The following is a 26,249-nucleotide window of genomic DNA, read 5'->3' on the forward strand; positions in this document are numbered from 1 at the left end:
ATGGACTTCCACGAACACAGCTTAACGACAATAGATTTTAAGAACATCAGCCGCTATTCATATTTTCCCTGGATGGATACCTCCAGTTCATCTAGCCAGGTCAATCCTGTCGCAATTGAGCTAAACCGCGGCATATTCTACGTACAGGACCAATATACTCGCTTCCAAGTGATGGTCGTACACCAACCACCGGTCACGACCGTCTTTTGTAATTGTAGTCAGAAAGGCTTTTGCAGTCATCAGAAAGCTACATTGACAAAGTTGTTTGGGCAGGAAAGCTGGCTTTCGTTTTTCGATTCAAAGCGCTATGGCAAGCTGTTACAAAAAGTAGCTTCACAGTATGGGCTCGAAAATGAGATGTCGCTGGAGCAATACTTTGGAGCAGAAATCCGCGATGGTGAGCTGCAATTTGTACTGAAGGACAAACAGCTGACCTCCATTGACGATTTTGACCTTCTGGGACCAGTCACAGCAGGCGCACTAACAGCGAATGAAGAACAGCACCGTTTTGTTGTTCTGACACGTAGCCGCTATTACCGACATTTGCAGGTGCGGCTTTGTCAGGCACCGCTTGCGAAATCGGGAACGCCCAAAAACCCAGTTTCTGTCAAAGACAGCCAAACAGCTATCTGGCGCACCAATTCGGTGGAAGAAACGCAGTTTTTTACAGCGATCAGCCAGCTGGCTCAACCTATTCTCCAGCAGGAACAAGACATTGTGCCGCCTTTGAAGGCGCTCGTTAGGAACCCGCTTTCTCTGCCTTTTTATCTCCACGACTTTGATAAGGGGGAACATATCACCGCCAGCGCACTGTCTCCAATACAGGTCAGCCTGCACAAAGGCGAAATACAGCTCAGCATCGAACAGGATAAAACCTTTTACACCATTTGCGGAAAATGGAGTATCCATGGTATCGCCTATAATCTGCAGGACATTAACATTGTTTTCGACCATTTTATTATGGTCAACAAGCAGCTTTATCTGTTGGACGACAAAATTCATCTGAAGCTCTTTCGCCTATTCATACAAAAGGGGCAATGCCTACGGGTACACCAAAGCAAGTTCAATGCATTTAGCAAGCTTTTTTTGGATCCTCTCGCAAATACAGTGGAATTGCGGTTCAAGGATATTCCCCAAGCAAACAAGCTGCAGCTAAAGGAAAGCCTCTATTATCAGGATATGCAGCCCTTGCTTTTTCTGGAGGAATCAGAAGATTTTGTAAATATTATTCCGGTCATGCGTTATGGAGATGTGGAAGTCCCGATACTCAGCAAGAGGAACATATTCGGGACGGATACCAAGGGAAAACAGTTTTTGGTGGACCGCAAGAAAGAGGCGGAAAGCAAAATCATAGCGCTGCTGCTCAAACAGCACCCCTATTTTCAGGAACAATTGGATGAGGGCAGCTTTCAGCATTTCTACCTGCACCGTAGGTATTTTTTAGATAAGGACTGGTTTTTGGAAGCGTTTGATGAATGGCATAGGCAAGGAATTCATATTATTGGATTCAATACGTTACGTGGCAATAAGTTAAGCCGCTTTAAGGGGAAGATACACGTAGAGGTGCTAAGCGGTCTGAACTGGTTCAACGCAACAATACAGGTCCAGTTTGGCCCAAAAAGCGTTTCGCTCAAGAAGATGGAAAAAGCTGTCCGCAACCGTTCTCAATTTATCACCTTGGATGACGGCACTTTGGGGATATTACCAACGGAATGGTTAGACAAATTTGAAAGCTACTTTAGTGCTGCAACGGTCATCGAGGATTCATCTATCCAGATTCCCAAATATCGGTTTAACGAGATCGACAACATCTTCGGTCCGAACGAGCTTGATCAATCCGTATCAGACGAACTAAAAAGTCTTCGCCACCGGCTTTCCTCTTGGGCAGCTCTCCCGCCAACCGAAATCCCCGACAGCTTCACAGGAACCCTGCGACCCTATCAGCAACAAGGAGTACAATGGCTTAGCGTTCTGGATCAGCTCCATTTTGGCGCATGTCTCGCTGATGACATGGGGCTTGGAAAAACCGTACAGGTTTTGGCTTTTCTGTCCCTACAAAAGAAATTGGGACACGCTCACCCTACGCTTCTGGTGCTTCCCACAACCTTAATTTTCAATTGGAGGCGTGAAATCCAGCAATTTCTCCCTTCGTTTGAGGTTCTTGTACTGGATGGCAGTAAGCGGCTATCAATGACCGGTCAGCTCGCCAATGCTGATATCGCACTGATCTCCTATCATAATCTACTGACGGACATCAATGTACTGAAAAAATATACATTCAACTACGTAATACTCGACGAGTCCCAGCAAATTAAAAATCCAGATTCGCAACGCTATAAAGCGGTCAACTTATTACGTTCGAGAAACCGGATCATTTTAACGGGCACACCCATTGAGAATAATACCATGGACTTGTTTTCGCAGATTTCTTTTATTGTCCCCGGGCTCTTGGGAGATAAAAAATATTTTAAGGACGTCTATACCATGCCTATTGATGCTTTTCACGACCGAAAGAGAAAACAAATGTTGCGCGAAAAAATCAGGCCTTTTATCCTTCGCAGAACCAAGCAGGATGTACTGGAGGATCTTCCGGCAAAAAATGAGCTTGTGCTGTACTGCGAAATGAAGACTGCCCAGCGGCGTATCTACGATCTCTACGAAAAGGAATTCCGCGAATTTATCTCAGCCAAAGACGGTGACGAAATTAGAAAGAGTCCCATGCACGTTCTTAAGGGCCTGACAAAATTGCGCCAGATCTGCAATTCAAGCAAACTGCTCCAAGGCGAGGAGCTAACTGTGGCTGAGGACTCTGCTAAGATCGAAATGCTGGTCGAACAAATCCAGCATAAAAAGGAACAGCATAAAATCATCGTGTTCTCACAGTTTGTCAGTATGCTCGATCTCATTCGCCATGCACTGAACAAAAACGGTATTCCCACACTCATGCTGACTGGCCAATCCAAAAATCGGGGTCAGCTGGTGAGCGAGTTCCAGTCTAACCAGGACTTACGGGTATTTCTCATCAGTTTAAAAGCTGGTGGTACAGGGCTGAATCTGACGGCTGCCGATGTGGTCTACCTAGTGGATCCCTGGTGGAATCCGGCTGTAGAGCAACAGGCCATCGACCGCATCTATCGCATAGGGCAGCAAAAGCAGGTCACCGCCGTTCGACTGATCAGCCCCGATACAGTTGAAGACAAAATACAGCAGCTCCAACAGCATAAAAAAGAAATTAGCAGCAGTATCCTTGAGGAAGGGGGAAGTTTAAACGCATTCTATCTCGACAAAGACTACTTGCTCGATATACTTGGCAAGAGCCTCTAAACTAAAAGGGAAACGTAACTTTAACTTTGAGTAGGGTTACTTGATTAACTTCTTTTGATATTTGGAATCGATAATATATTTTTCACCTTTTGCATCGATAAAAACTGGTTTCCCATCATGTCGTTCTTGGGTCTTTCTATCAAGTGCAACGCGATACACTGCGCCTGAAGATGAAGATACGTAAGCTATGGTATCTGTCTGGCGCACGCGGTGCGCATGATTTCCCCCAAACTCCGAAACATTGAAGACCTTTTTTGTTGCCTTCGCCTTTAGCGTCGCTCCGGTATGCAGGTGTGCGTTTTCTGCTGAAGCAGTATACACCACATCAGGGTCGCTATCATTCGGCTGCATTATTATCGGGTAAAAAGGGTCTATCCAACGCTGTACGAAACGGGAATCCATACCGATACTGCCAAAAGACAGTAACTGCTGCCCCTTCGCCTTCCCTGCCCAAATTAAAATCGGCAGGAGAAGCACACAACGCTTTAGGAATATGAATTCAACTCTGACCATACTTTTTTTCACTTATCTTTCATGTACTTTCAATTTAAATGCCATTAGTTTCTGACGAGGAAGGTTTAACATATATTTAACTACATAAGAATAAATAGTTTGATATTTAACTGTTTTATATTTAACTTTGCACTATGAAAAACGAAATGATCAATCCCGTAAAACCTTTGGTGGATAGTATCATTGCTCTAAGAACAAGCTTAAAACAATATTACATCCAAAAAATTAAGGAGCAGCAACTAGATATTACGTACGAAATGCTGCAGGTGCTGGCCGTACTCTGGAAAAGAGAGCAGATGAATCAGCAGGATATCGCGGCTGCTATCCAAAAAAATAAAGCCAGTGTCACACCACTCATCGACAATCTATGTAAACGTGAACTGGTGAAACGTGTCAGTGATCCCCACGACAGGCGCAACAATCTCATAGAACTGACGGACAAAGGCCACGCTTATAGAGCGCTGCTCAATCCGGTACAACAAGATCTTTACGCATCAATTTTAAGGGAAATTCCTCCACAGCAAGTCTCGGAAATCACGGAGCTTCTGGAGAGGTTGGCCCGTATCATTGGCGCCCAATAATGCGGGCGTGAGATTAATTAAAAGTTGTAGAACAGTAACGATGAGCCATGAATAATCCAACATTAAATGAGAAAGAGATAAAAAGAAGAAGAAGGATATGGGTAATTAATAGCATATCCGCTTTAGTGATCGCCGTAACTATCATTTGGGGCGTTATGGTCTTCTTCCACATCAACGAATCTGTTTATACAGACGACGCGCAGGTGGACGCCCATATTACACCGATCAATGCCCGCATCAGCGGTTATATCAAAGATATCCGATTTGAAGAGCATCAAAAAGTACATCGGGGTGACACACTTGTCATCCTGGATGATTCGGAGTACAGGATTCTATTGCAGAATGCAAGGGCGGCGTGGTCGGATGCCAAAGCCAACCGGACCGTAGTCCGATCAGGCATAGCTATTGCCGACAACAGCACCACGATTGTGAACGCTAACATCGAGGAGATGAAAGCACGTCTGGACAACATGGAGGCCAATTACAGGAGATACGCAAGTCTCGTGAAGGACGAAGCAGTAACACGTTATCAGTTTGATCAGATCAAGGCAGAATATGAGGCAATGGCGGCTAAATACAAGGCCTTGCTTGCCCAGCAACAGACGTCAAAACTCAACACACGTGAATCGGAGCAAAAATTGTCGGTAAATGATGCGTCATTACAACGGGCACAGGCTGCCATTGATCTGGCAAAGCTAAATCTTTCCTACACCGTCATTACCGCCCCATATGATGGGGTACTGGGCAGACGGACTATTGAGCAAGGGCAGCTCGTTCAGAATGGAACACCCCTCGTTCATATCGTACGTGATGAACAAAAGTGGATCACGGCCAACTATACCGAGCGTCAGATGAAAAACATACAGATCGGGAAAAAAGTAAGTATTGAAATGGACGCCTTGCCCGGAAAGACCTTTGAAGGTGAGGTCGTAGCCATTTCAGAAGCAACTGGCTCAAAATATGCTGCCGTCCCCGTCGATAATTCCACCGGCAATTTCGTTAAAGTACAACAGCGTATTCCAGTACGGATCAATTTTACAGCGGCCAATGCCAAGTCCGATTTAGATCTGCTCCGCGCCGGCATGAATGCCATCATACGTGTTAAATAAATCATGAGAGATCGAATTTTCAGAGATTGGGTCTCCCCTCGTTGGGAACTCTTCTTGCTATTTATACTTAATATTATATTCTCCTTTAATAACGGGATTCCATCCTCCATCAACACCTATGTGATGAATGGTTACGCTGGTATCAGTGCTGACCTCAGCATGGCAACATACTGTTATTATGCCGGTATGGTGTGCGCTATTCCTTTGGTATTTCGCCTATTCAAGCTCAGTCCGAAGAAAGCTGTGCTGATTGCTTGTATTGTTATCCTGCTTTTTTCCAATATGATTCTCGAACATGCGAGCAATGGTATTAATATTTGCATGGCCACGTTTTTTGTAGGAAGCGCCAAGATGATAGTCACCATGGCTATTATTGGAGAGATGATTCCATTTTTAATGCCGCGAGGTGAGCGCTATCAGCTGTATGCCGTGTATTATCCAATGACGATGATCATACCAGCCCTGGCGAGCTATATCGCCGCCCGTTTAGCTGGCGTATTCTACTGGGAAGCTGTATTTTTATTTCAGAACATACTATTAGGCATTGGCCTACTGATCTGCATCCTGTTTATGCAGTCCTCGCAGTTCAAAAGAATTCCATTATACCAGTACGACTGGTTTGGCAATATCCTCCTTTGCATTTCCTTACTGAATCTTTCGTATTTTACGACTTATGGATTGACGCAAAACTGGTTCCATTCTCCTAGGATCCTGATAACGGGCCTTGCCAGCATAGCGTTCCTCGTCCTATTTGTCAACCGAAGTCTGCTCATCAGGAAGTCCCTGATGAATTTTAGCTCGTTCGCTTCCAGGATTCTGCCCATTTCGGTCGTAACTATATTTTTCTTCGGGATCTTTTATAGTTCCACCTCACTCTACACCTCTTTACTAAATATTACGCTGGGAGTCAACCCCGAAGAAACGGCTGCAGTAAACACCTATGTGATCCCTGGCTATATCCTCGGTGCAGGGATAGCGTACCTATATTTCAGGATCACGAAAAAATGCAAGTTCATCCTGGCCTTCTCTGCTCTATGCTATACGCTATCCAGCTTTTTCTTCGCCCATATTGTCAGCTCTGAATCCGCCCAGTCACTCTTTTGGCTACCCATGATTCTTAGAGGCATGGGCGTTATCACGTCCTATATCGGCATCGGCGTCTATATGGCGGGCAATATTCCATCCCGATACTATCTCTCCGGCCTGGTATTCCTGATACTTACCCGGTCATTTCTGGTGCCCGTGGTATGGGCCAATGTGCTTGCGAATGGATATTATAGACTACAGCTTATACACGCAAACCATCTCGCCACGCTTATGGATAAGACCAGCGTTTTTATAGCCGGACATGCCAGCCTGGGTAAAACCGTACAGATACAATCCTCGCTGTTGGCGATCCGTGACAGCTATAACTGGCTTTTTATAGCGGGACTGTTGCTGACTTTCATCATCTTGATCTTCCCTTTTCATTCGTCATCCATCCGAAAAGTTTTCGACTGGCGGAATCGGAATACAGCAAAAGATGCTCTGCAGATACCTGTATCTTAATCTAACTGATATAGATCTCGGTTATATATTTAAATACAATTTTCTCGGATATGGCGTACCTGTCAAAAAGCGCATGTAGTTCATCGTAAAGACTTTTGTTTTCAGTCTGGTTTTTCGGGAAATAGGACGAAGACCTTACTCTACCCAAGAAAGACCGGAGATCAAAGATTTGCTGGTTGGGAAGCGATACTTTAATCATAGGTCTCGGAGCAAGAAACTCCTGTATATCCTGATCCGAAATATGCTTATGCGTCAGGGATCTGTAGTTGGGGATATGATCGCATAAAAACTGTTCGTATTCCTGCTGAAATGCATCCTCGGGGTCGCGCTGGTTCCAAGCCAGTACGATATGACCATCCTTTGCCAGGATTCGATCGAATTCGACACGACAGGCGTTACGGTCAAACCAGTGAAAAGACTGTCCCGCGAAAATGAGATCGACACATCCCGGCTCGATCGAGGTGTTTTCAGCAGTAGCGTTCAAGGCGATGAGATTTCTATACGTCTTAAAATGGTGTACAAGCGATTCCCGCATCTGCCGATTGGGTTCTATTGCAAAAACATCATTTCCATTCTCCAGGAATAACTGAGTAGACAATCCTGTACCGCTTCCGATATCGGCAACGAGCCACTTTCTGGTTAAACCTATACGCTCTTTAAGAATCTTTATAATTTCCTCCGGATAACTGGGCCTATATTTTTCGTAGTCCACCACTCTGTCGGTAAACCGCTCAATACTGTTTTTATTCATATAGATTTTGCTATAGCTAATCAATTATTCCCTCGTCTCTGAAACTAAAATAACCGTTGTCTGTATAGATCAGGTGATCATTTACTCGAATATCCATAATTTTTGATGCAGCCACAATTTTTTGCGTCAGAATTCTGTCAGCATTGCTCGGCTGAAGCGTACCTGAAGGATGATTGTGTATCAATACGATACTGTGTGCTTTGACCGTCAGGGCATTACGTAGAATAATACGTACATCGACCGGTGTAAAATCATTTCCACCACGGCCAATAAGCTGTTGATCCAAAAGTTTACAACCGGTATTGAGATAAAGTGCCCAGAACTCTTCATGTGGCAGATCCTGTAATATGGGTTTCACATAATCATATACACGCTTGCTACTATTCAAGGTTTTTTTTTCCTCTGTGGGAGCATCTTTTTTACGTCGGCCTAGTTCTAGCGCTGCAACAATTGCAATCGCTTTTGCTTCGCCGATCCCCTTATAGTGGCTCAGTTCTTTGACGTCCATGGTCGAGAGAATATGCAGGCTATTTTTCACGTCCGCGAGTATACGCCTGCATAGGGCGACAGCACTTTCCTCTCTGGATCCCGATCCGATCAGGATCGCCAATAGCTCGGCATCAGAGAGTGCTCTGCGGCCTTGGCTCAATAATTTTTCACGTGGACGGTCCGCCTCCGACCATTCCCGAATGACTAATTTTTGCTGTTTTGACATTACAGTTCACGACAATTGGCTAATAAACATAAAGATATAAAATATTTAATATTATTTGTCCAGATAAAAAAACTTACTGAAGAAAGCTCTAAAAAAATTTGGCGTCCACTATTTACTTCACATTTCAGTCCGAAATCTTATCTTTGTATTTCATAAAAATTTTTGAACATGAGTAAAGCGATTATTAAAACAGAGAAAGGCGACATGACTGTGGAATTCTACACAGCAGATGCTCCAAATACAGTAGCGAATTTTATTAAGCTTGCCAAATCAGGGTATTACAACGGTTTGGCTTTTCACCGTGTTATCCCTGATTTCGTTATTCAGGGCGGTTGCCCTAACTCCCGCGAAGGTGCAACAGGTATTCCGGGTACAGGTGGACCAGGCTATAAGATCGACTGCGAGTTGACCGGAGAAAACCAATACCACGACAGAGGTGTATTGTCCATGGCGCATGCTGGACGCAACACCGGCGGTTCACAGTTTTTTATCTGCCATAGCCGCAATAATACGGCTCACCTGGACCGCAACCATACTTGTTTTGGAAAAGTAATCGAAAACGTTGATGTAGTGGACGATATCAGACAAGGAGACCGTATTTTATCAGTTGAAGTGATCGAAGATTAATTCCCGGAGATTTAAAAAAATTTAAACATGAATTTAAGAGCATTAGTGTCTGTTACTGGTAAGCCAGGCTTATTTAAACTGGTGGGACAAAATAAAGGCGGTTTCATTCTGGAAACACTGGATCAAGCTAAAATTAAAACTGTGGTAAGCCTGTCATCAACCAAAATGGCTACATTGGAAGACATCACTATATACGGTGAGGAAGAGGAAATCCGTCTTTTGGATGTGTTTGAGACCATCAAAGAAAAAGGAATAACGCTGCCCGATACGAAATCCGATGGCGTGACATTGCGGAATTTCTTTCGTGAAGTTGCTCCGGGCCATGACGAATCCCGTGTATATACTTCTGATATTAAGAAAATTATCACTTGGTATAATATCATCAAGGAATTTCCTTTGTTTGAAGAAGAAGCTCCTGCTCCATTAATGTAATCCGTCATTACGTTATCCATAGGAATTACATCAAATGCCTTCAGTAAGCGCACTGCTTATGGAGGCATTTGTTTATTCTGATCCAGAAGTTTCGCTTAACAGCCCTGCTTCGGCTTCCCGACAACGAAATCACGCTGCCAACCCGCACGAGGCGGATGGTCGTAAGCAAGAAGCCCCGGAATACATCCGGGGCTTTTTGGTTCCTTTATAGTTATTTGTGTCTTGTATACAGGATTAATGTCCTTTCGGCTCCACATCTACTCGTTTGATGTCAGCACCCAGCCTACGCAGGCGCTCTTCAATGTCCTGATATCCGCGTTCGATCTGTTCAATATTGTGAATCACCGATTTGCCTTTCGCCGATAATGCAGCGATCAGTAATGACACTCCGGCACGGATGTCGGGTGAAGTCATTTCGATACCACGCAGATGATGGGATTTATTTAAACCGATCACTGTTGCACGATGTGGGTCACATAAGATAATCTGCGCCCCCATATCGATCAGCTTATCAACAAAGAACAGTCTGCTTTCAAACATTTTTTGGTGTATCAGGACGTTGCCTTTAGCCTGTGTGGCAACTACTAGGATGATACTCAATAAATCCGGCGTGAAGCCCGGCCATGGAGCGTCAGAGATAGTCAGTATGGAACCGTCAATGAAGGTATCAATTTCATAGGAATCCTGCGCGGGAATGAAAATGTCATCACCCCTTAGTTCAAACTGGATACCCAGTCGCGAAAAAACGGAAGGAATGATTCCCAGCTCCTGGAAACACACATCCTTAATCGTAATTTCCGAACCGGTCATGGCTGCAAGACCAATAAAAGAGCCGATCTCAATCATATCAGGCAACATACGGTGTGAGGTTCCACCAAGGCGTTCCACCCCTTCAATAGTCAGTAAATTGGAACCAATACCTGTAATCTTTGCTCCCATGCGGTTCAACATCTTACAAAGCTGCTGCAAATAAGGTTCACAAGCCGCATTGTAGATGGTTGTTGTGCCTTTGGCCAAAACGGCAGCCATTACAATATTTGCAGTACCCGTTACAGAAGCTTCATCCAGGAGGATGTAACTTCCCTTTAACTCTGTGGCGTCCACATTAAAAAAATGTGTTGAAGAATCATAGACAAATTTAGCACCCAATTTTTCAAAACCGAGAAAATGGGTATCCAACCGCCTGCGCCCGATTTTATCACCGCCCGGTTTGGGAATCGCCGCTTTTCCAAAGCGGGCCAATAAAGGCCCCACAATCATGATGGAGCCTCGTAAACCGCCACCTTTCTCTTTGAACTCTGGCGACTGAAAATAGTCTATATTAATGTCCCTTGCTTCGAAGACATATGTATCCTTATCAATCCGGTTAATCTTTACGCCCAACGCGCCCAACAAGTCTATCAACTTATTGACATCTTTGATATCCGGAATATTGCTGATTGTCATGGGTTCTTCGGTCAGCAATACTGCAGACAGAATTTGCAACGCTTCATTTTTTGCTCCCTGAGGAATAATTTCCCCTTTCAACGGTTTACCACCGATTATTTCAAATGCATTCATCTATAAAACTGATATCTTCTCATTACTCTAACACCTAAGGCTTTGCATATTCATTGTCTGGACGGGTATTACCCTAAAAAAGAAGGCAATTGTAAAGAAATCTTAATCACTTCGCAATTGCCCGCTTCTTTAATATTCAGTGAAGAATTAGCCTCTTTTGTTGCTGTAGTTGTTCTGAGGTTTTCTATTTCTGTTGTTGTTATTGTTGTTGTTGCTAAAATTGCTTCGCTTTGCATTATTGTTGCTGTTGGCGATGCGCGGCTTGCTTCCACCCTTTGACTGTCCGGAAGCATTATTATTGTTGTTATTGTTATTATTACCTGAATTGCTATTCGCAGCACCCTTCACGCGGTTACCCGGAGGCGGCGTTTTAAAATCCAGCTTAGTCAATACAGTACCTTCGGGCAGAGTTAATTGGTAACCTGACAGTTCTTTCAGATCCTGAATGATCAATTCGTCAGACACAGAATCCTTATTCCAGGTCAAGTAGGCCATTTTCATAAAGTTGGCTATCCCTAATACCATCTGCTCCTTCTTGGTATCATCTGTCAGCTTCAGTGCCTTTTCGATCATCTTCTCCACGGTATAACCGTAGTGTTTGTACTTGATAGCATGTTGCGGATACCCCAGATGCTCTACCTCGTGCTTCACGCTTTTGGCTGTCGCAATTGGATAAGGTGAATCGATATCAAGCTTGAAGTCAGAGATAATCTGTAGGTGATCCCAAAGTTTATGCTTAAAGTCCGAGACGTCCCGCAAATGTGGATTTAACACCCCCATCATATCAATGACGATCTGCGCATGTTTATTTCTTTCTTCCTTAGTGGGTAAAGTACAGATGTAGTCTACCATATTTTGCACATTGCGACCATATTCTGCAAGGATCAATTTTGGTCTAGTGCTGTTGTAGTCAAAGTTCATATAGCTAATATAAGTACCTAATAAACGATTAAGATCCCGTTTTGGTATTTTCTTATTGAATTATTCTAAGTTTTGCAAATTTAAGCAACAATTGTTTCTGACCCAACTCTTTAAAGAAAATAGTTGCTTTTATATCTCCTTTGTTTCCTTCGAGATTGACCACCTTTCCAAATCCAAATCGTTCATGTTCAACTTCCATGCCGACCTGAAGGTTTGAAGTGTCCGAAGGAGCAAAACCCGCTGTAGGTTTGTGGGCCTTGGGCAGGATGGATGTCGTCTTTACCATGGGCTTGGGCTTAGGTTTCGAAAACATGTCATCGCTGTCTTTTTGCTGCCAGGCGATGCGTTCGCCCTGAAAACTTCCGGCAGAAGCAGAAGTTTGTCTAGGTCTGAAATCCAACGCAAGACAGGCGGGATTCAGTTCATCCAAAAAACGGCTGGGTTCACAATTATTGAGTGTCCCCCAGCGGTATCGCGAAGTAGCATACGAAAGTAGCAATTTTTTTTCAGCTCTGGTAACAGCCACGTAAAAAAGTCTACGTTCTTCTTCCAATTCTGACCGGGAGTTGAGCGACAGCTGCGATGGGAACAGGTTTTCTTCGAGCCCTACGATAAACACTACCGGGAATTCCAGACCTTTGGAAGAGTGTATGGTCATCAGGGATACCGTATCAGCATTGGGGTCTTTGTCATTGTCATCGTTGGTCAATAGCGCAATATCCTGCATATAGACATCCAGGCCTCTGTCTTCGATATCTTCCCGTTCTGAGAACTCCTTAATGCCATTGAGCAGTTCCTGAATGTTTTCATAACGTGCCAGACCTTCGACGGATTTGTCTTCGTACAGCTCTTTGAGTATACCACAGTGCTGTGCAATGTGCATCGCAGTATCGAAAGCATTATTATTTTTGGCTAATGCCTGAAAGCTCTGTATCATCTGTGCGAATCCGCCGACAGAGCTTGCACTCCTTCCGTCCAGAAAATGAGCTGCATTGGCAACCACGTCCCATATACGGTATTGATTTTGATCTGCGGCAATCATGATCTTTTCGATCGTTGAATCACCTATACCACGGCGCGGATAATTGATGACCCGCTTCAGTGCCTCTTCGTCGTTGGGATTAAAGGTCAGCCGAAAATAAGCGATCAGATCTTTGATTTCTTTCCGTTGGTAAAAAGAGGTGCCCCCGTAGATTTTATAAGGTATATTAATCTTGCGCAAAGCCTCCTCCATCGCTCTGGACTGGGCATTGGTACGATAGAGAATAGCAAAATCTTTATAGTTGAGGCCCTTTAAGGCCTTTTCTTCGATAATCTGGTCAGCGACAATCTTACCCTCCTCATTATCCGAAAATGCACGCGATACCTTGATCTTTTCCCCGTCCTCATTATCCGAAAAGACATTCTTTTCCAGCTGGTTTTTGTTATTCGCAATTACCGAATTTGCCGCATTGACGATCATTTTGGTGGACCGGTAATTCTGTTCCAATTTGAATATCTTCACGTCGGGATAATCCTTCTGGAAATTCAGGATATTTTGAATATTCGCACCGCGGAAAGCATATATCGACTGTGCGTCATCCCCCACGACACATATATTTTCGTTGACTGCGGCCAGCCTTTTTACAATCAGATACTGGGAGAAGTTGGTATCCTGATACTCGTCCACCATCAGGTAACGAAATTGGTGCTGGTATTTATGCAATACCTCGGGATGTTTGTTGAGCAGGACGTTTGTTTTGAACAGCAGGTCGTCAAAGTCCATGGCGCCAGCGCGATAACAGCGCTGCGCATAGGTCATATAGATCTGCCCCATCTGCCCGCGTCCGTTGGAGATATCTTCGGCGAGGATCGCCTCATTTTTATTGTATTCTTGCGGTGATATGAGGTTATTTTTGGCCTGCGATATACGTCCATAGACATGATTGACATTGTAGAGCTTATCGTCCAGGTTCATTTCTTTCAAGATCGAACGCAACAAACTTTTGGTATCATCGGTATCATAGATGGTAAAATTTCTTGGATAGCCTATCAACTCGGCTTCTACACGTAGTATCTTTGCAAATACAGAGTGAAAGGTCCCCATCCAGATATTTTTTGCTTCCCTACCGACGACGGACATGATACGCTCACGCATTTCTTTGGCCGCCTTATTGGTAAATGTCAGCACCAAGATATTGAATGGGTCAACACCTTTTTGAATCAGGTGCGCTACTCGATATGTAATCACCCGTGTTTTTCCTGAACCGGCTCCTGCGACAATCATGACAGGACCTTCTGTTTGCTCTACGGCTCCTCGTTGTGAAGGGTTTAAACCCGCTAAATAATCCAAATTAACTCCTTAATTTTTTAAACCTGAGAATAGGATATAAAAGTACAAATTTCCTGCCGATCACTAGGTCATATGAAGTCTATTTTTTGCAAAAAAAATCCGGCAATCTAAATTGCCGGATAATCTATGGACAAAATGATAGTTAACCTCTGCTATTATAATTTGGCGCTTCTTTCGTGATCGAGATATTATGCGGGTGAGACTCTCTCAGTCCGGCTCCAGTGATGCGGACAAACTGTGCTTCCTGCAGCTTTTCAATAGTCGCAGCACCGCAATAGCCCATGGAGGCACGCAGCCCACCGATATATTGATAGACGACTTCCGCCAAGGTACCTTTGTAAGGCACACGTCCAACGATTCCCTCAGGCACCAACTTTTTGATATCGTCCTCCACATCCTGGAAATAACGGTCTTTAGACCCTTTTTCCATAGCTTCAATGGAGCCCATACCACGGTATGATTTAAATTTACGGCCTTCATAAATAATCGTTTCGCCGGGCGCTTCCTCAACACCTGCAAATAAAGAACCGGCCATAATGGTACTTGCGCCAGCGGCAATTGCTTTTGCAATATCACCGGTTTGTTTGATCCCGCCGTCCGCAATGATCGGCACACCAGTTCCTTTAAGTGCTTTGGCTACCTCATAAACAGCATACAGCTGCGGCACCCCCACACCTGCAATAATGCGCGTCGTGCAGATAGAGCCCGGACCTATCCCCACCTTCACTGCGTCTGCACCGGCTTCTGCCAGCGCTGTCGCCGCAGCGCCTGTAGCAATATTACCAACGATAACCTGGAGTTCAGGAAATTGAGATTTCACCAACTTCAGTTTATCAATTACTCCTTTGGAGTGACCATGAGCCGTATCTATAGTGATCACATCTACCCCGGCTTTGACCAGCGCGTCCACCCGGTCCAATGTATCTGGCGTAACCCCTACCGCCGCACCGACCAATAAGCGGCCATGGCTATCTTTGGCTGCATTCGGATAATGTTTATATTTCTGTATATCTTTAAAGGTGATGAGCCCTTTTAATATCCCCTCTTCATTGACCACAGGAAGTTTTTCAATTTTTTCATTCTGTAGAATCTCTTCCGCCTTGACCAGATCCGTTCCTTCCGGTGCCACGACCAGATTATCCTTGGTCATCAGCTCGTTGATCGGACGGCGCATATCCTTTTGGAAACGAAGATCACGATTGGTTACAATTCCGACCAGCTGACCTCTTTCGTTGACTACGGGAATACCACCAATCTTATGTTCTTTCATAATATTGAAGGCATCTCCGACGGTTGCTGTCGCCAATAAGGTTACCGGATCCTGAATCATACCGCTTTCCGAACGCTTCACTTTGCGTACTTCGGCAGCCTGTTCTGCAATAGTCATGTTTTTATGCAACATACCAATACCGCCAGCTTGTGCGATTGCAATAGCTAAATCAGCACCAGTTACCGTATCCATGGCTGCAGAAACCAGTGGAATATTTAATTTGATTTTTTTTGTCAGCGAAGTACTCGTATCGACGTCACGGGGTAAAATTTCAGAATAAGCTGGAATTAATAAGACGTCATCGTAAGTGAGACCTTCTGCTACGAATTTTTGTGGATCTAATTGCATGGCAAATATGTATTGGGTTTTCTATTTGCCAGGCAAATTTAAGAAAAATTAGCAATATTGAAAAATAAAATATACAAATTACAATCTGTAGACAAATGATAAACATGATGAATCATCCAGTCTTCAGAGGTTACACAGCGGGTTGCTATTTTTTTGGCAAGCTATTTGCTTTTGGTAACACGAAAAGTAATTTTAATTAATTGAGAATATAAAGATAAGATAATTATGAAAAAGACCTTACTTTCTTTAGCTGCAGTTGCAGCATTAGCTTTAGGAGCAAACGAAGCAAAAGCACAATCCCCACAACGCGCTGCTATCGGCGTTGTATTTGATGGCACAGGTGGTGATCTTTGGGGTGTTCAATACAAACAGTCTATGGGCGGCGCCAACAACGGCCAGGCTCAAGTGATGTTTGATGACAACGTTGTGGCTGTAGGCGCTGACTGGCAATACGCAAGACCTTTCCGTGGTGTAAACGGTTTGGGCTGGTATGCAGGTGTGGGTGCACAATTGACTTTTGTAGATGCCGGCGACAATATGACGCTTGTAGGTTTAAGACCACAATTAGGTCTGGAATTTAAAATTCCGGCGGCACCTATCGGATTCCACGCAGACTGGAAACCAGACTGGAGATTAAACCACAACAGTGATTTTGATGCTTCTACGTTTTCTTTCGGTATTAAATACACATTGAGATAACATTAAACAACTGACAGGACAGAAGGCCTTGCTCGAACGAGCAGGGTCTTTTTTTTATAAAATAAATTGCTCCACATATTTCATTTTTTCCTCAATTCTTCTAATTTTATGCCTTTGACCTAATTGGCAGAAATAAAGCTTTTCATTCTATAAAAATTTTATACCTTTGCCATTCTTGGTAAAGTGTGAATAAACAAGAACTAATTATCAATTACATAAACAGTATTTAACATTAAAAATTAATACAATTAATAACAGACGATGCAAGGTAAAGGGCTGATTAAACTTTTAGTGATAGTGGTGTCATTAGCGTGTCTATACTCCCTATCATTTACTTGGGTGACCCGCAAGGTGGAGCGAGATGCTGAGAATTTTGCCAAGGGAGATTTGGCAAAAGAGAAGAGCTATCTGGATTCCATGGCCGGTGAAGTAGTGTACAATTTGGGGTTTGCGAAATACACCTATCGCGAAGCGAAAGCGAACGAGCTGGCTTTAGGATTGGACTTAAAAGGTGGTATGAACGTTACCATGGAGATCTCTCTTGATGAACTGATCCGCAATCTGGCCAACAATCCAAAAGATGAGAAATTCAACAAAGCATTGGAGCAGGCTGTAGCAAAAAGCAAATCCAGTACAAAAACGGTAGTAGCTTTGTTTATTGAAGAGTACAAAGCGATCGGTGCTCCCACACCACTTTCGACATTTTTTTCGACGAAAGACAATGCTTCTTTAATTAAACCGGGCGACTCAGACTCGAAAGTAGAAGCGTTTTTACAGAAAGAAGCAGACAATGCCATCCAGAATTCTTATAAGGTATTACGCACGCGTATTGACAAATTTGGGGTTGCTTCGCCAAACATTCAGATTCAGCAAGGTACCAACCGTATCCTGATTGAATTGCCAGGTGTAAAAGACGAAAGCCGTGTACGCAATCTGTTACAGGGTTCGGCCAAACTGGAATTCTACGAAACCTTCACCAACCAAGAAGTTTATCCAATACTTGAAAATATTGACAGAACCTTAGCCAGCACGTTAAAGGCGGCTCCTGCGGTGGCGAATCAAGCGGCTGCCGACACAAGTAAAAAATCGGATGATTTATTATCCAATCTGACCGGAGGCCAGAAAGACAGCAAAGCAAAGAAAGACAGTGCTGCGCTTAATCTGGGGCAGAAAAATCCTTTGTTTGAAGTATTGCGTCCAGCTGTTTACATGGGTGAAAACCAGCAGATGGCGCTTATGCCAGGTGCTATGGTAGGTATCGCTGCATTAAAGGACACTGCCAAAGTGAATGCTTACCTACAGCGCCCCGAAGTTAAATCTATCTTACCGGGCAACCTCAAACTATTATGGGCAGTAAAACCTGAGCAAAAAACACCTGAACAACTGTCACTATATGCCATCAAGGCTGTAGGCCCTGATAATGGTTCGGTATTGACAGGCGACGTGATTACGGATGCCAACGCAAACTTTGATGAGAAAAACCAACCGGTAGTTGGTATGCAGATGAACAGTGAAGGCGCACGCGAATGGAAAAAAATCACAGCGAAAGCTGCTCAAAACAGAGATGCCATCGCGATTGTTCTGGATAACGTTGTATACTCCGCTCCGTCGGTTAACGGTGAGATTCCAAATGGAAGTTCGTCAATCTCCGGTTCTTTCACTGTAGAAGATACCAAAGATTTAGCAAACGTACTAAAAGCTGGCCGTCTTCCCACAACAGCAAAGATCGTTGAAGAAGCTATCGTTGGTCCTACCTTGGGACAGGCCGCGATTGACGCTGGTATCAACTCTGCTGTCATCGGTATCATCGTCGTGATGATCTTTATGATCGCCTATTATAACACAGCGGGTATCGTCGCAAACATTGCTGTATTATTGAACGTATTTATCATCATGGGTGTGCTCGCTTCCCTCAACGCCGTACTCACACTTCCCGGTATCGCAGGTATCGTACTGACCATGGGTACTGCAGTGGATGCAAACGTCCTGATCTACGAGCGCATCCGTGAGGAACTCGGCTTAGGCAAATCCGTACGTCAGGCTGTTGCAGATGGCTACAAACATGCTTTACCTTCGATCCTCGACTCTCAGATCACCACTTTCTTGATCGGTATTATCTTATTTTTATTTGGTAGTGGCCCGATTCTGGGTTTTGCAACAACATTGATGGTCGGTATTATCACATCATTGTTTACAGCGATCCTGGTAACCCGCGTAATATTTGAATGGATGCTGGAGAAAGATATGAAGATCAAAGTCTCTTTCCCCTGGTCTGCTAATACCTTGCACAATGCAAACTTCAAGTTCGTTCAAAAACGCAAAATATTCTACGCCATCTCGATCGTCGCTGTATTGATTTCACTGGCTTCGGTTTTTACAAAAGGCTTTAGCCTAGGTGTTGATTTTCAGGGTGGACGTACCTATACAGTTCGTTACGAAAAACCGGTTGACTTGGAAGCTGTACGGACCAACCTCGATGATATTTTCCAAAAAACAACAGAGGTCAAAGTCTTTGGCGCCTCAAACCAAGTCCGTGTAACGACCACTTATCATATTGAGGAGACTTCTGATGCAGCAGATAAAGAAGTCCTTGATAAATTGAACCAAGGGTTATCAAAAGTCGATGCTTCCAACAAACATGAGATTCTTTCTTCTCAAAAAGTCGGTCCCAGCATCGCCTCGGACATCAAATCAAGAGCAACGAGCTCAGCAATCTTCTCCATCATCATCGTGGCAGCTTACATCCTGATCCGTTTCCACAAATGGGAATATTCAGTGGGCGCCGCCATTGCAACAATCCACGATGCGATCATCTTATTGGGCCTGTTTTCGTTACTAGATGGGATCGTGCCGTTCTCACTGGATATCGATCAGCACTTTGTGGCCGCGATTTTGACAGTAATAGCCTACTCAGTAAACGATACGGTGGTTGTATTTGACCGTCTACGGGAATTCGTTTCCAAACCCAATGCACACAATGAAGACCTGGGAGATGTGGTCAATCATGCGATCAATTCGACATTGAGTAGAACCATCATTACCTCGTTGACGATTGTTTTCGTGTTGGCAGTCTTGTTTATCTTCGGTGGTGAGGTGATCCGTGGCTTCTCATTTGCCATCCTGATCGGTGTTATCGTAGGTACTTATTCTTCGATTATTCTAGCTGCACCTTCCGTATATGACTTACGTAAGGGAAAGCATCTGGCTGAATCGGGCAAAGCTCAAAAAGCAGTTCCGGTAAGACCATAACATCTATAAAATGATAAAAAGGCGTTCATTCTGAACGCCTTTTTTTATGGCATAAATATTACTTGTCACACTAAATTTTTTTATATATTTGTTATACTAAATATTTGTATGCTAAACGAAAAATTTGACCGGTATTCTTTTATCTTGGACCAGACTGCCAAGAAAGTGAAGCAGTTTGCACAATCTTCATTTGCAGAACAAGGCTTTGATGTAACCGTGGACCAATGGTCGGTATTGAAGACGCTGTATGAGACGGACGAGCTTTCACAGAAAGAGCTGGCGCGACGCTGCGGAAAAGATCAGCCAACACTGACACGTATTGTCGACCTGCTGTTAAAAAAAGGGCTGGCTGAGCGTGTTGTTTCCGAGAGTGATCGCCGGACCCTTTATCTGCACTTGACGCCTGTGGGAAAACAGAAAGTGGAGTCACTCTCTCCTATTGTGACACAGATCCGTATGAAAGCTTGGGAACAGCTGACAGAAGAAGATTTCGCGCATTTCACGAGAATATTAAGTAAAATTTACAACAACTTAAATGTATAAAGGTCATGATCAATACTGATATCTGTATTATTGGAGCTGGCCCTGTGGGGCTATTTGCCGTGTTTGAAGCGGGTCTGCTGAAAATGCGGTGCCATCTGATCGATGTGTTACCCCAAGTCGGGGGACAGCTTTCCGAAATCTATCCGCACAAGCCGATATATGACATTCCGGGCTATCCAAGCATTACCGCCCAGGAGCTTATAGACAGACAGCTCGAGCAGATAAAGCCATTTGCTCCTACGTTTACCTTAGGTGAGCGAGTGGAGCAGCTTGAAAAGCAACAGGACGGATCTTTTATAGTCACCACAGCAGACGGCACGAATGTTCATGCACAGGTGATCGTGATTGCTGGTGGGCTAGGTTGTTTTGAACCCCGTAAACCGGATATTCCAAATCTACAGCGTTACGAGGGAAAAGGAGTGGATTACATGGTAAAAGACCCTGCTAAATATGCCGACAAGAGGATTATTATTGCCGGCGGCGGTGATTCTGCGCTTGACTGGACCCTGCATTTGGCAGAAATCGCCCAGCAAGTCACACTGATCCATCGCAGCGACTCTTTCCGTGGTGCGCCCGATTCAGCTGAGAAGGTTTTTAAGCTTGCTCAACAGGGAAAAATCAACCTGCTCCTGTCCCACAACCTCAGCAATGTACGGGGCAATGGGATATTGTCCGCTGTCGAAACGACCAACAGGGATAACGAAACAATATCCTTTGGCGCAGATTACTTAATACCGCTCTATGGACTGACACCCAAACTAGGGCCAATTGCCAATTGGGGACTGAATATCGATAAAAATGCCATTGAAGTGAATACATTCGATTATTCGACAAACGTTGAACGTATCTATGCCATCGGCGACATTAATACCTATCCGGGCAAACTAAAGCTGATCCTCTGTGGTTATCATGAAGCAGCGCTGATGTGCCAGAGTGCTTTTAAGTTTGTCTATCCTGATCAGAAGCTAACATTTAAATACACGACGGTAAACGGTATCAACACTTTTTAAGCATGGAAGAAAACGTCATACACATGACCGTCGTGGATCGCGACGGTACCGAAAACACAATCGAGGTGCCTACGGATGTCAATCTTTCATTAATGGAAATACTAAAAGCTTCCGAATATGAGATTTTGGCCACCTGTGGGGGCATGGCACTATGTGCTACCTGCCATATTACCGTACTCGAAGGGATGGATCACCTCCCTGCAGCCAATGATCAGGAACTGGACATGCTCGATACCTTACCTGATGCAGACAACTCCAGCAGGCTGGCCTGCCAACTGCATTTACACAATGATAATAATGGGCTGAAAATAAAAATCAGAGGAGCGCTGCAGTGAGCAAGCATTGTGTATAAAATACACAATGCATGTTATACACATTTTAAATATTTTTTGCCACTTTTATGAAACGATAACATACTAACAACCAATATGATATACTACTAAGAAAAAGTGGTAAATGGTAGATAAGCAATAAAATTGACAATTAATCGGTATAATAAATAAATATTTTTTAGCTTTTTGCCCCGAAATTTAGGATATTTGTAACTTAATTCGATTGTACCGAATTGTTACAACAAACTATTAAAAATATGCCAAGCAATAGTTCAGATAGAAAATTCCCAAGAGTAATCATAATTGGTGCTGGATTTGGTGGAATTGAAGTTGCTAAAAAGCTTAAAAATAAGGAAGTTGAAGTTCTACTACTAGACAGAAACAATTTTCACACCTTTCAGCCATTGATGTACCAGGTTGCCACAGGTACGCTCTCTGCGGACTCGATATCCTTCCCGGTCCGTAAAATGTTCAAAAACCAGGAAAACTTCCATTTTAGACTTGCGGACGTCAAAAGCGTAGACAATGAAGCTAAAATAGTGAAAACAGATGTTGGCGATTTTGAATATGATTATTTGGTTGTAGCAACGGGTGCCACAACCAACTTCTTCGGCAACCAGCAGATCACAAAATATGCGCTACCCATGAAAAACATTCAGGAAGCGTTAAATATCCGGAGTTATGTTCTTCAAAATCTGGAAGAGGCGGTCAGGATTTCCAATCCGGAAGACCGGAAACCAAACCTGAACTTTGTCATCGTCGGTGGTGGTCCCACGGGGGTAGAACTTTCGGGCGCGATAGCTGAAATTAAGAACAATGTGCTTGAAAAAGACTATCCGGAACTTAAAAAATCGGAAATGTCGGTGTACCTGGTCGAAGGGCTTCCTAAAGTGCTGGCTAACCTTTCTGAAAAATCGTCCCGGGATTCTGAGAAATACCTGAAGGACCTGGGCGTGGAAGTGTTGCTGAACGTACAGGTGACTGGGTACGACGGTAAGACCATTACCTTTGCAGATGGTCGAAGCATCGAAACCAAAACGGTAATCTGGGGCGCAGGAGTGGCCGGCCAATATCCAGAAGGTTTCAAAAAAGAGGTGATTCAACGGGGCAACCGTATACAGACAGATGATCAGTGCCGTGTAATCGATATGCCGGGAGTATATGCCATCGGTGATGTGTCAGCTTTCATTACGGAAGATCTGCCCCGCGGTCTGCCAGGCGTCGCCCCGGTTGCACAGCAGCAAGGCCGTTATGTAGCCAAACATATCCTGCAAACTATGTCTAATCAGCCGACGGAAAAATTCAGCTATTTTGACAAGGGTTCAATGGCCACTGTAGGCCGTAACAAGGCTGTGGTAGATATGGGCAAAATACATTTCAATGGGTTCTTCGGCTGGATGACCTGGATGTTTGTCCACCTGATGTCCATTTATGGGTTCAGAAATAAACTCGTCACTTTCATCAACTGGACCGTGAAATTCTTCACCAAGAACAGTGGTGTCCGACTGATCTTCCATAAATACAACAAACCGGTTCCCGAAGAGCAGACGAACATAGCAGAGTGAAACGTCCTAAAAGCTTGACAAATTATAAAAAAGGCATTACTGGAGTATAGTAATGCCTTTTTCGTACGCCTCGACAGCACCGATGCAGTAAGAGCGAAAAATACAGCATAGTCCCGCTTATTCCCCATTCTCTTCGAGAAAATAAAAAATTAGTCCCCCCCAAGACAAGAATTGTGGATATTATTCGTTAAATTTAAAGACAGTTTTTTCCAGGCAGAATTTACTTTCAGAATATAGTTTTTTTTGATGTAGAACCTCAAAAAGATTAATTTTTTTTGTGTAGGTTTGCATATTATTTTAAAATAGCTTAAGGATTAGCAGATGGGCTTATTTAACTGGTTTACGCAAGAAGTTGCGATTGACTTGGGTACTGCAAATACCCTCATCATTCATAATGACAAAGTAGTAGTGGACGAACCTTCTATTGTCGCATTTGACCGCACGACGAACAAAGTCATTGCGATCGGACGTCAGGCGATGCAAATGGAGGGAAAGACACATGATAATATAAAAACGGTACGACCTTTACGTGATGGGGTAATTGCTGATTTTACCGCTGCCGAACATTTAATCAGGGGTATGGTCAAATTGGTCAACAATGGCAAAAGCTGGTTTTTCCCTTCCTTGCGGATGGTGGTTTGTATCCCTTCGGGCATTACGGAAGTTGAGAAACGGGCGGTGCGCGATTCTGCAGAGATTGCCGGAGCCAAAGAAGTTTATCTCATTCACGAGCCTATGGCGGCAGCGGTCGGTATCGGCATCGACGTCGAAGAGCCGATGGGGAACATGATCATTGATATTGGTGGCGGTACGACGGAAATTGCCGTCATCGCACTATCGGGCATTGTGTGTGACCAGTCCATCCGTGTTGCCGGAGATAATTTCGACTCGGATATCGTACAGTATATCCGTAGACAACATAATATCATGATCGGTGAGCGCACGGCAGAAAAAATTAAGATCGAAGTCGGTGCCGCCCTTCCCGAACTGCAGGAGCCACCCGCGGATTTTGCCGTTCAGGGCCGGGACCTGATGACCGGTGTTCCTAAACAGATTACCGTATCTTATACAGAAATCGCTCATTGTCTGGATAAATCGATCTCTAAAATTGAGGAGGCTATCTTAAAAGCGCTGGAGATTACCCCTCCTGAATTATCGGCAGATATTTATCAAACGGGCATTTACCTCACTGGTGGCGGTGCTTTATTACGCGGTCTGGACCGCCGTATTCAAGCCAAAACAAAACTTCCTGTTCATATTGCCGAAGATCCGCTTCGCGCTGTCGTCAGGGGAACCGGTATTGCACTTAAAAATATTGGCCGTTTCAAATTTTTGATGCAATAAGTAACGTTCGATAATTAATTAACAATATTTTATTAAAGAGCGATATAATATGCAAAATTATTATATCGCTTGCTTATTAAATACAACACCGACAGCAGCACATGAGAAACCTGTGGTTATTCCTGAGACGATATAATGCATTCTTTTGGTTTATCCTATTTTTTGGGTTCTCGCTGTTTTTGGTTATCACCAACAACTCCTATCAGCGCAATGCAGTTTTCAACTCTTCCAATGAGGTGATCGGCAATCTCTACGCGAGGATAAATTCATGGAAGAGCTATCTGCATCTGGGCGAAACCAATGAAGCGCTGGCTAAGGAAAATGCCCAATTACGAAAAGATCTTCAGGCTTACAAATCCACTGATAGCATCAAGATAGGTCCTATCCCCCCCATAGACAGCAGCGAGTTTGGCCGATATCAGTTTATCGTGGCCAATGTGATCAATAATAGCATTCATCAAAAAGCGAATACCATAACATTGGACAAAGGTACTAAAGATGGTATCGAAAAAGGAATGGGAGTGATCGCGCCCAATGGTGTCGTCGGCATCGTGCTGAATGTGTCGCCCAACTTTTCCACGGTACAGTCTTTATTACATCCAGATACACGTATCTCAGTGACATTAGGACATACCGAAGTCTTTGGTTCTTTGGTCTGGGGAAACAATATTGATTACCGAGCAGCCATGGTCAAGGAAATTCCCAACCATGTAAAAGTAAAGAAAGGCGATAAAGTATACACCTCAGGATATTCGGGCCATTTTCCAAAAGGCATTTTTGTCGGAACGGTTATACAGACGGGAATTTCCTCCGGGGATGCATTTTTGGATCTAAGGATTCTTTTAAGTACCAATTTCTCCAATCTGCAGCACGTGTATGTTGTCAAGGACTTATTAAACAATGAACTAAAAACACTGGAAGAAGCGACGAAAGACAATGGCTAGGATTCTGATATTTAATATTATTCGGTTTATCGTTTTGATTGGGATACAGGTATTCTTATTCAAGAATATCGGGTATTACAATCTGGTAGCTGCCTTTCCTTATGTCTTATTTATTTTTTTGCTGCCTACCGGCACGCCAAATTTCCTTGTCTACCTGCTGGCATTTCTTACGGGACTTACTGTAGATTCTTTTTATGATACCTTGGGGGTAAACACAGCGGCCTGTATAGCCCTGGCGGCCTTCCGGATTTTCTTCATGAAAATTACACTTGAAATCGAAGAGCGCGAATCATTTCTGACCCCCATGTTGGGCCTGATGAATTTCAGGTGGTTCTTTCCATATCTTTTCTTTGGAACATTGATTCATCATACGTTCTTATACCTGTTGGAATCATTTTCCTTTCAGCACATTCAGTATACACTGCTCAGTATTGTTTTAAGTTGTATATTTACGGTAATTATCATGCTAGTATTTAGCATATTATTCTACAAAAAGAAAGATCGGCTGTAATTGGCCGGTGGATAGAAATTT

22 protein-coding genes are annotated in these 26,249 nt (G+C 43.8%); 15 read left to right on the plus strand and 7 right to left on the minus strand.

Annotated elements, in window-relative coordinates:
* Positions 1-3,324, plus strand: a complete 3,324-nt coding sequence (locus FGL37_RS02485) for a DEAD/DEAH box helicase (protein WP_028071397.1) — start codon at positions 1-3, stop codon at positions 3,322-3,324.
* A 36-nt stretch (positions 3,325-3,360) separates the two neighbouring features.
* On the opposite strand, the gene FGL37_RS02490 is transcribed toward FGL37_RS02485, so the two are convergent.
* Positions 3,361-3,837, minus strand: a complete 477-nt coding sequence (locus FGL37_RS02490) for a hypothetical protein (RefSeq protein WP_028071396.1) — start codon at positions 3,835-3,837, stop codon at positions 3,361-3,363.
* A gap of 134 nt (positions 3,838-3,971) precedes the next feature.
* On the opposite strand from FGL37_RS02490, the gene FGL37_RS02495 reads away from it, so the two are divergent.
* The 3 genes from FGL37_RS02495 to FGL37_RS02505 are packed head-to-tail and all read left to right on the plus strand — an operon-like array spanning position 3,972 to position 7,075.
* Positions 3,972-4,418, plus strand: a complete 447-nt coding sequence (locus FGL37_RS02495) for a MarR family winged helix-turn-helix transcriptional regulator (protein ID WP_051607221.1) — start codon at positions 3,972-3,974, stop codon at positions 4,416-4,418.
* Between the two features lie 47 nt (positions 4,419-4,465).
* The gene (locus FGL37_RS02500) at positions 4,466-5,527 is read left to right on the plus strand and encodes an HlyD family secretion protein (RefSeq protein ID WP_028071395.1); all 1,062 of its coding nucleotides are present in this window, start codon (positions 4,466-4,468) and stop codon (positions 5,525-5,527) included.
* Between the two features lie 3 nt (positions 5,528-5,530).
* A complete protein-coding gene (locus FGL37_RS02505; protein WP_081817962.1) occupies positions 5,531-7,075 on the plus strand; it encodes an MFS transporter in 1,545 nt (514 codons plus the stop codon).
* 1 nt (position 7,076) lies between these two features.
* Here FGL37_RS02505 and FGL37_RS02510 read toward each other — a convergent pair whose 3' ends face one another.
* Positions 7,077-7,826, minus strand: a complete 750-nt coding sequence (locus FGL37_RS02510; RefSeq protein ID WP_051607227.1) for a class I SAM-dependent methyltransferase — start codon at positions 7,824-7,826, stop codon at positions 7,077-7,079.
* Positions 7,827-7,842: 16 nt separating this feature from the next.
* Positions 7,843-8,541 carry a RadC family protein gene (radC, locus tag FGL37_RS02515; protein WP_028071392.1) on the minus strand — a complete coding sequence of 233 codons (699 nt, stop codon included), beginning with the start codon at positions 8,539-8,541 and terminating at the stop codon, positions 7,843-7,845.
* Between the two features lie 168 nt (positions 8,542-8,709).
* On the opposite strand from radC, the gene FGL37_RS02520 reads away from it, so the two are divergent.
* On the plus strand, positions 8,710-9,168 hold the full coding sequence (locus FGL37_RS02520; RefSeq protein WP_028071391.1) for a peptidylprolyl isomerase: 459 nt from the start codon (positions 8,710-8,712) through the stop codon (positions 9,166-9,168).
* A 27-nt stretch (positions 9,169-9,195) separates the two neighbouring features.
* Entirely contained in the window at positions 9,196-9,600 is a 405-nt protein-coding gene (locus FGL37_RS02525; protein ID WP_028071390.1) for a DUF5606 family protein, read from the plus strand.
* A 234-nt stretch (positions 9,601-9,834) separates the two neighbouring features.
* Here the strand turns inward: FGL37_RS02525 and murA are convergent, their stop codons facing one another.
* The 4 genes from murA to guaB form a co-directional block, all read right to left on the minus strand.
* Complete coding sequence (murA, locus tag FGL37_RS02530; protein ID WP_028071389.1) at positions 9,835-11,160, minus strand: UDP-N-acetylglucosamine 1-carboxyvinyltransferase; 1,326 nt, start codon at positions 11,158-11,160, stop codon at positions 9,835-9,837.
* A 147-nt stretch (positions 11,161-11,307) separates the two neighbouring features.
* Positions 11,308-12,081, minus strand: coding sequence for a DUF4290 domain-containing protein (locus tag FGL37_RS02535; RefSeq protein WP_028071388.1), 774 nt, complete (start codon positions 12,079-12,081; stop codon positions 11,308-11,310).
* Between the two features lie 52 nt (positions 12,082-12,133).
* A complete protein-coding gene (locus FGL37_RS02540; RefSeq protein WP_028071387.1) occupies positions 12,134-14,413 on the minus strand; it encodes an ATP-dependent helicase in 2,280 nt (759 codons plus the stop codon).
* A gap of 142 nt (positions 14,414-14,555) precedes the next feature.
* The gene (gene guaB, locus FGL37_RS02545; RefSeq protein WP_028071386.1) at positions 14,556-16,031 is read right to left on the minus strand and encodes an IMP dehydrogenase; all 1,476 of its coding nucleotides are present in this window, start codon (positions 16,029-16,031) and stop codon (positions 14,556-14,558) included.
* A gap of 225 nt (positions 16,032-16,256) precedes the next feature.
* On the opposite strand from guaB, the gene FGL37_RS02550 reads away from it, so the two are divergent.
* The 9 genes from FGL37_RS02550 (at position 16,257) to FGL37_RS02590 (ending at position 26,228) form a co-directional block, all read left to right on the plus strand.
* Complete coding sequence (locus FGL37_RS02550; RefSeq protein WP_028071385.1) at positions 16,257-16,730, plus strand: hypothetical protein; 474 nt, start codon at positions 16,257-16,259, stop codon at positions 16,728-16,730.
* A gap of 261 nt (positions 16,731-16,991) precedes the next feature.
* The gene (gene secDF, locus FGL37_RS02555) at positions 16,992-19,979 is read left to right on the plus strand and encodes a protein translocase subunit SecDF (RefSeq protein WP_028071384.1); all 2,988 of its coding nucleotides are present in this window, start codon (positions 16,992-16,994) and stop codon (positions 19,977-19,979) included.
* A 108-nt stretch (positions 19,980-20,087) separates the two neighbouring features.
* Positions 20,088-20,522, plus strand: coding sequence for a MarR family winged helix-turn-helix transcriptional regulator (locus tag FGL37_RS02560; RefSeq protein WP_028071383.1), 435 nt, complete (start codon positions 20,088-20,090; stop codon positions 20,520-20,522).
* 5 nt (positions 20,523-20,527) lie between these two features.
* The gene (locus FGL37_RS02565; RefSeq protein WP_028071382.1) at positions 20,528-21,532 is read left to right on the plus strand and encodes an NAD(P)/FAD-dependent oxidoreductase; all 1,005 of its coding nucleotides are present in this window, start codon (positions 20,528-20,530) and stop codon (positions 21,530-21,532) included.
* 2 nt (positions 21,533-21,534) lie between these two features.
* Positions 21,535-21,867 carry a 2Fe-2S iron-sulfur cluster-binding protein gene (locus FGL37_RS02570; RefSeq protein ID WP_028071381.1) on the plus strand — a complete coding sequence of 111 codons (333 nt, stop codon included), beginning with the start codon at positions 21,535-21,537 and terminating at the stop codon, positions 21,865-21,867.
* Between the two features lie 254 nt (positions 21,868-22,121).
* Positions 22,122-23,429 carry an NAD(P)/FAD-dependent oxidoreductase gene (locus FGL37_RS02575; RefSeq protein WP_028071380.1) on the plus strand — a complete coding sequence of 436 codons (1,308 nt, stop codon included), beginning with the start codon at positions 22,122-22,124 and terminating at the stop codon, positions 23,427-23,429.
* A 321-nt stretch (positions 23,430-23,750) separates the two neighbouring features.
* Positions 23,751-24,773, plus strand: a complete 1,023-nt coding sequence (locus tag FGL37_RS02580) for a rod shape-determining protein (RefSeq protein WP_028071379.1) — start codon at positions 23,751-23,753, stop codon at positions 24,771-24,773.
* Between the two features lie 101 nt (positions 24,774-24,874).
* On the plus strand, positions 24,875-25,717 hold the full coding sequence (mreC, locus tag FGL37_RS02585; protein ID WP_028071378.1) for a rod shape-determining protein MreC: 843 nt from the start codon (positions 24,875-24,877) through the stop codon (positions 25,715-25,717).
* Positions 25,710-26,228, plus strand: coding sequence for a hypothetical protein (locus FGL37_RS02590; RefSeq protein ID WP_028071377.1), 519 nt, complete (start codon positions 25,710-25,712; stop codon positions 26,226-26,228). The genes mreC and FGL37_RS02590 overlap by 8 nt, the downstream gene beginning before the upstream one ends.
* Positions 26,229-26,249 lie beyond the last annotated feature (21 nt).

Source organism: Sphingobacterium thalpophilum (assembly GCF_901482695.1).
GTDB lineage: Bacteria > Bacteroidota > Bacteroidia > Sphingobacteriales > Sphingobacteriaceae > Sphingobacterium > Sphingobacterium thalpophilum.

Coding starts and splice junctions, on each gene's coding strand:
- FGL37_RS02485 (WP_028071397.1), top strand. CDS start 1: ATGGACTTCCACGAACACAGCTTAACGACAATAGATTTTAAGAACATC.
- FGL37_RS02490 (WP_028071396.1), bottom strand. CDS start 3,837: ATGGTCAGAGTTGAATTCATATTCCTAAAGCGTTGTGTGCTTCTCCTG.
- FGL37_RS02495 (WP_051607221.1), top strand. CDS start 3,972: ATGAAAAACGAAATGATCAATCCCGTAAAACCTTTGGTGGATAGTATC.
- FGL37_RS02500 (WP_028071395.1), top strand. CDS start 4,466: ATGAATAATCCAACATTAAATGAGAAAGAGATAAAAAGAAGAAGAAGG.
- FGL37_RS02505 (WP_081817962.1), top strand. CDS start 5,531: ATGAGAGATCGAATTTTCAGAGATTGGGTCTCCCCTCGTTGGGAACTC.
- FGL37_RS02510 (WP_051607227.1), bottom strand. CDS start 7,826: ATGAATAAAAACAGTATTGAGCGGTTTACCGACAGAGTGGTGGACTAC.
- radC (WP_028071392.1), bottom strand. CDS start 8,541: ATGTCAAAACAGCAAAAATTAGTCATTCGGGAATGGTCGGAGGCGGAC.
- FGL37_RS02520 (WP_028071391.1), top strand. CDS start 8,710: ATGAGTAAAGCGATTATTAAAACAGAGAAAGGCGACATGACTGTGGAA.
- FGL37_RS02525 (WP_028071390.1), top strand. CDS start 9,196: ATGAATTTAAGAGCATTAGTGTCTGTTACTGGTAAGCCAGGCTTATTT.
- murA (WP_028071389.1), bottom strand. CDS start 11,160: ATGAATGCATTTGAAATAATCGGTGGTAAACCGTTGAAAGGGGAAATT.
- FGL37_RS02535 (WP_028071388.1), bottom strand. CDS start 12,081: ATGAACTTTGACTACAACAGCACTAGACCAAAATTGATCCTTGCAGAA.
- guaB (WP_028071386.1), bottom strand. CDS start 16,031: ATGCAATTAGATCCACAAAAATTCGTAGCAGAAGGTCTCACTTACGAT.
- FGL37_RS02550 (WP_028071385.1), top strand. CDS start 16,257: ATGAAAAAGACCTTACTTTCTTTAGCTGCAGTTGCAGCATTAGCTTTA.
- secDF (WP_028071384.1), top strand. CDS start 16,992: ATGCAAGGTAAAGGGCTGATTAAACTTTTAGTGATAGTGGTGTCATTA.
- FGL37_RS02560 (WP_028071383.1), top strand. CDS start 20,088: ATGCTAAACGAAAAATTTGACCGGTATTCTTTTATCTTGGACCAGACT.
- FGL37_RS02565 (WP_028071382.1), top strand. CDS start 20,528: ATGATCAATACTGATATCTGTATTATTGGAGCTGGCCCTGTGGGGCTA.
- FGL37_RS02570 (WP_028071381.1), top strand. CDS start 21,535: ATGGAAGAAAACGTCATACACATGACCGTCGTGGATCGCGACGGTACC.
- FGL37_RS02575 (WP_028071380.1), top strand. CDS start 22,122: ATGCCAAGCAATAGTTCAGATAGAAAATTCCCAAGAGTAATCATAATT.
- FGL37_RS02580 (WP_028071379.1), top strand. CDS start 23,751: ATGGGCTTATTTAACTGGTTTACGCAAGAAGTTGCGATTGACTTGGGT.
- mreC (WP_028071378.1), top strand. CDS start 24,875: ATGAGAAACCTGTGGTTATTCCTGAGACGATATAATGCATTCTTTTGG.
- FGL37_RS02590 (WP_028071377.1), top strand. CDS start 25,710: ATGGCTAGGATTCTGATATTTAATATTATTCGGTTTATCGTTTTGATT.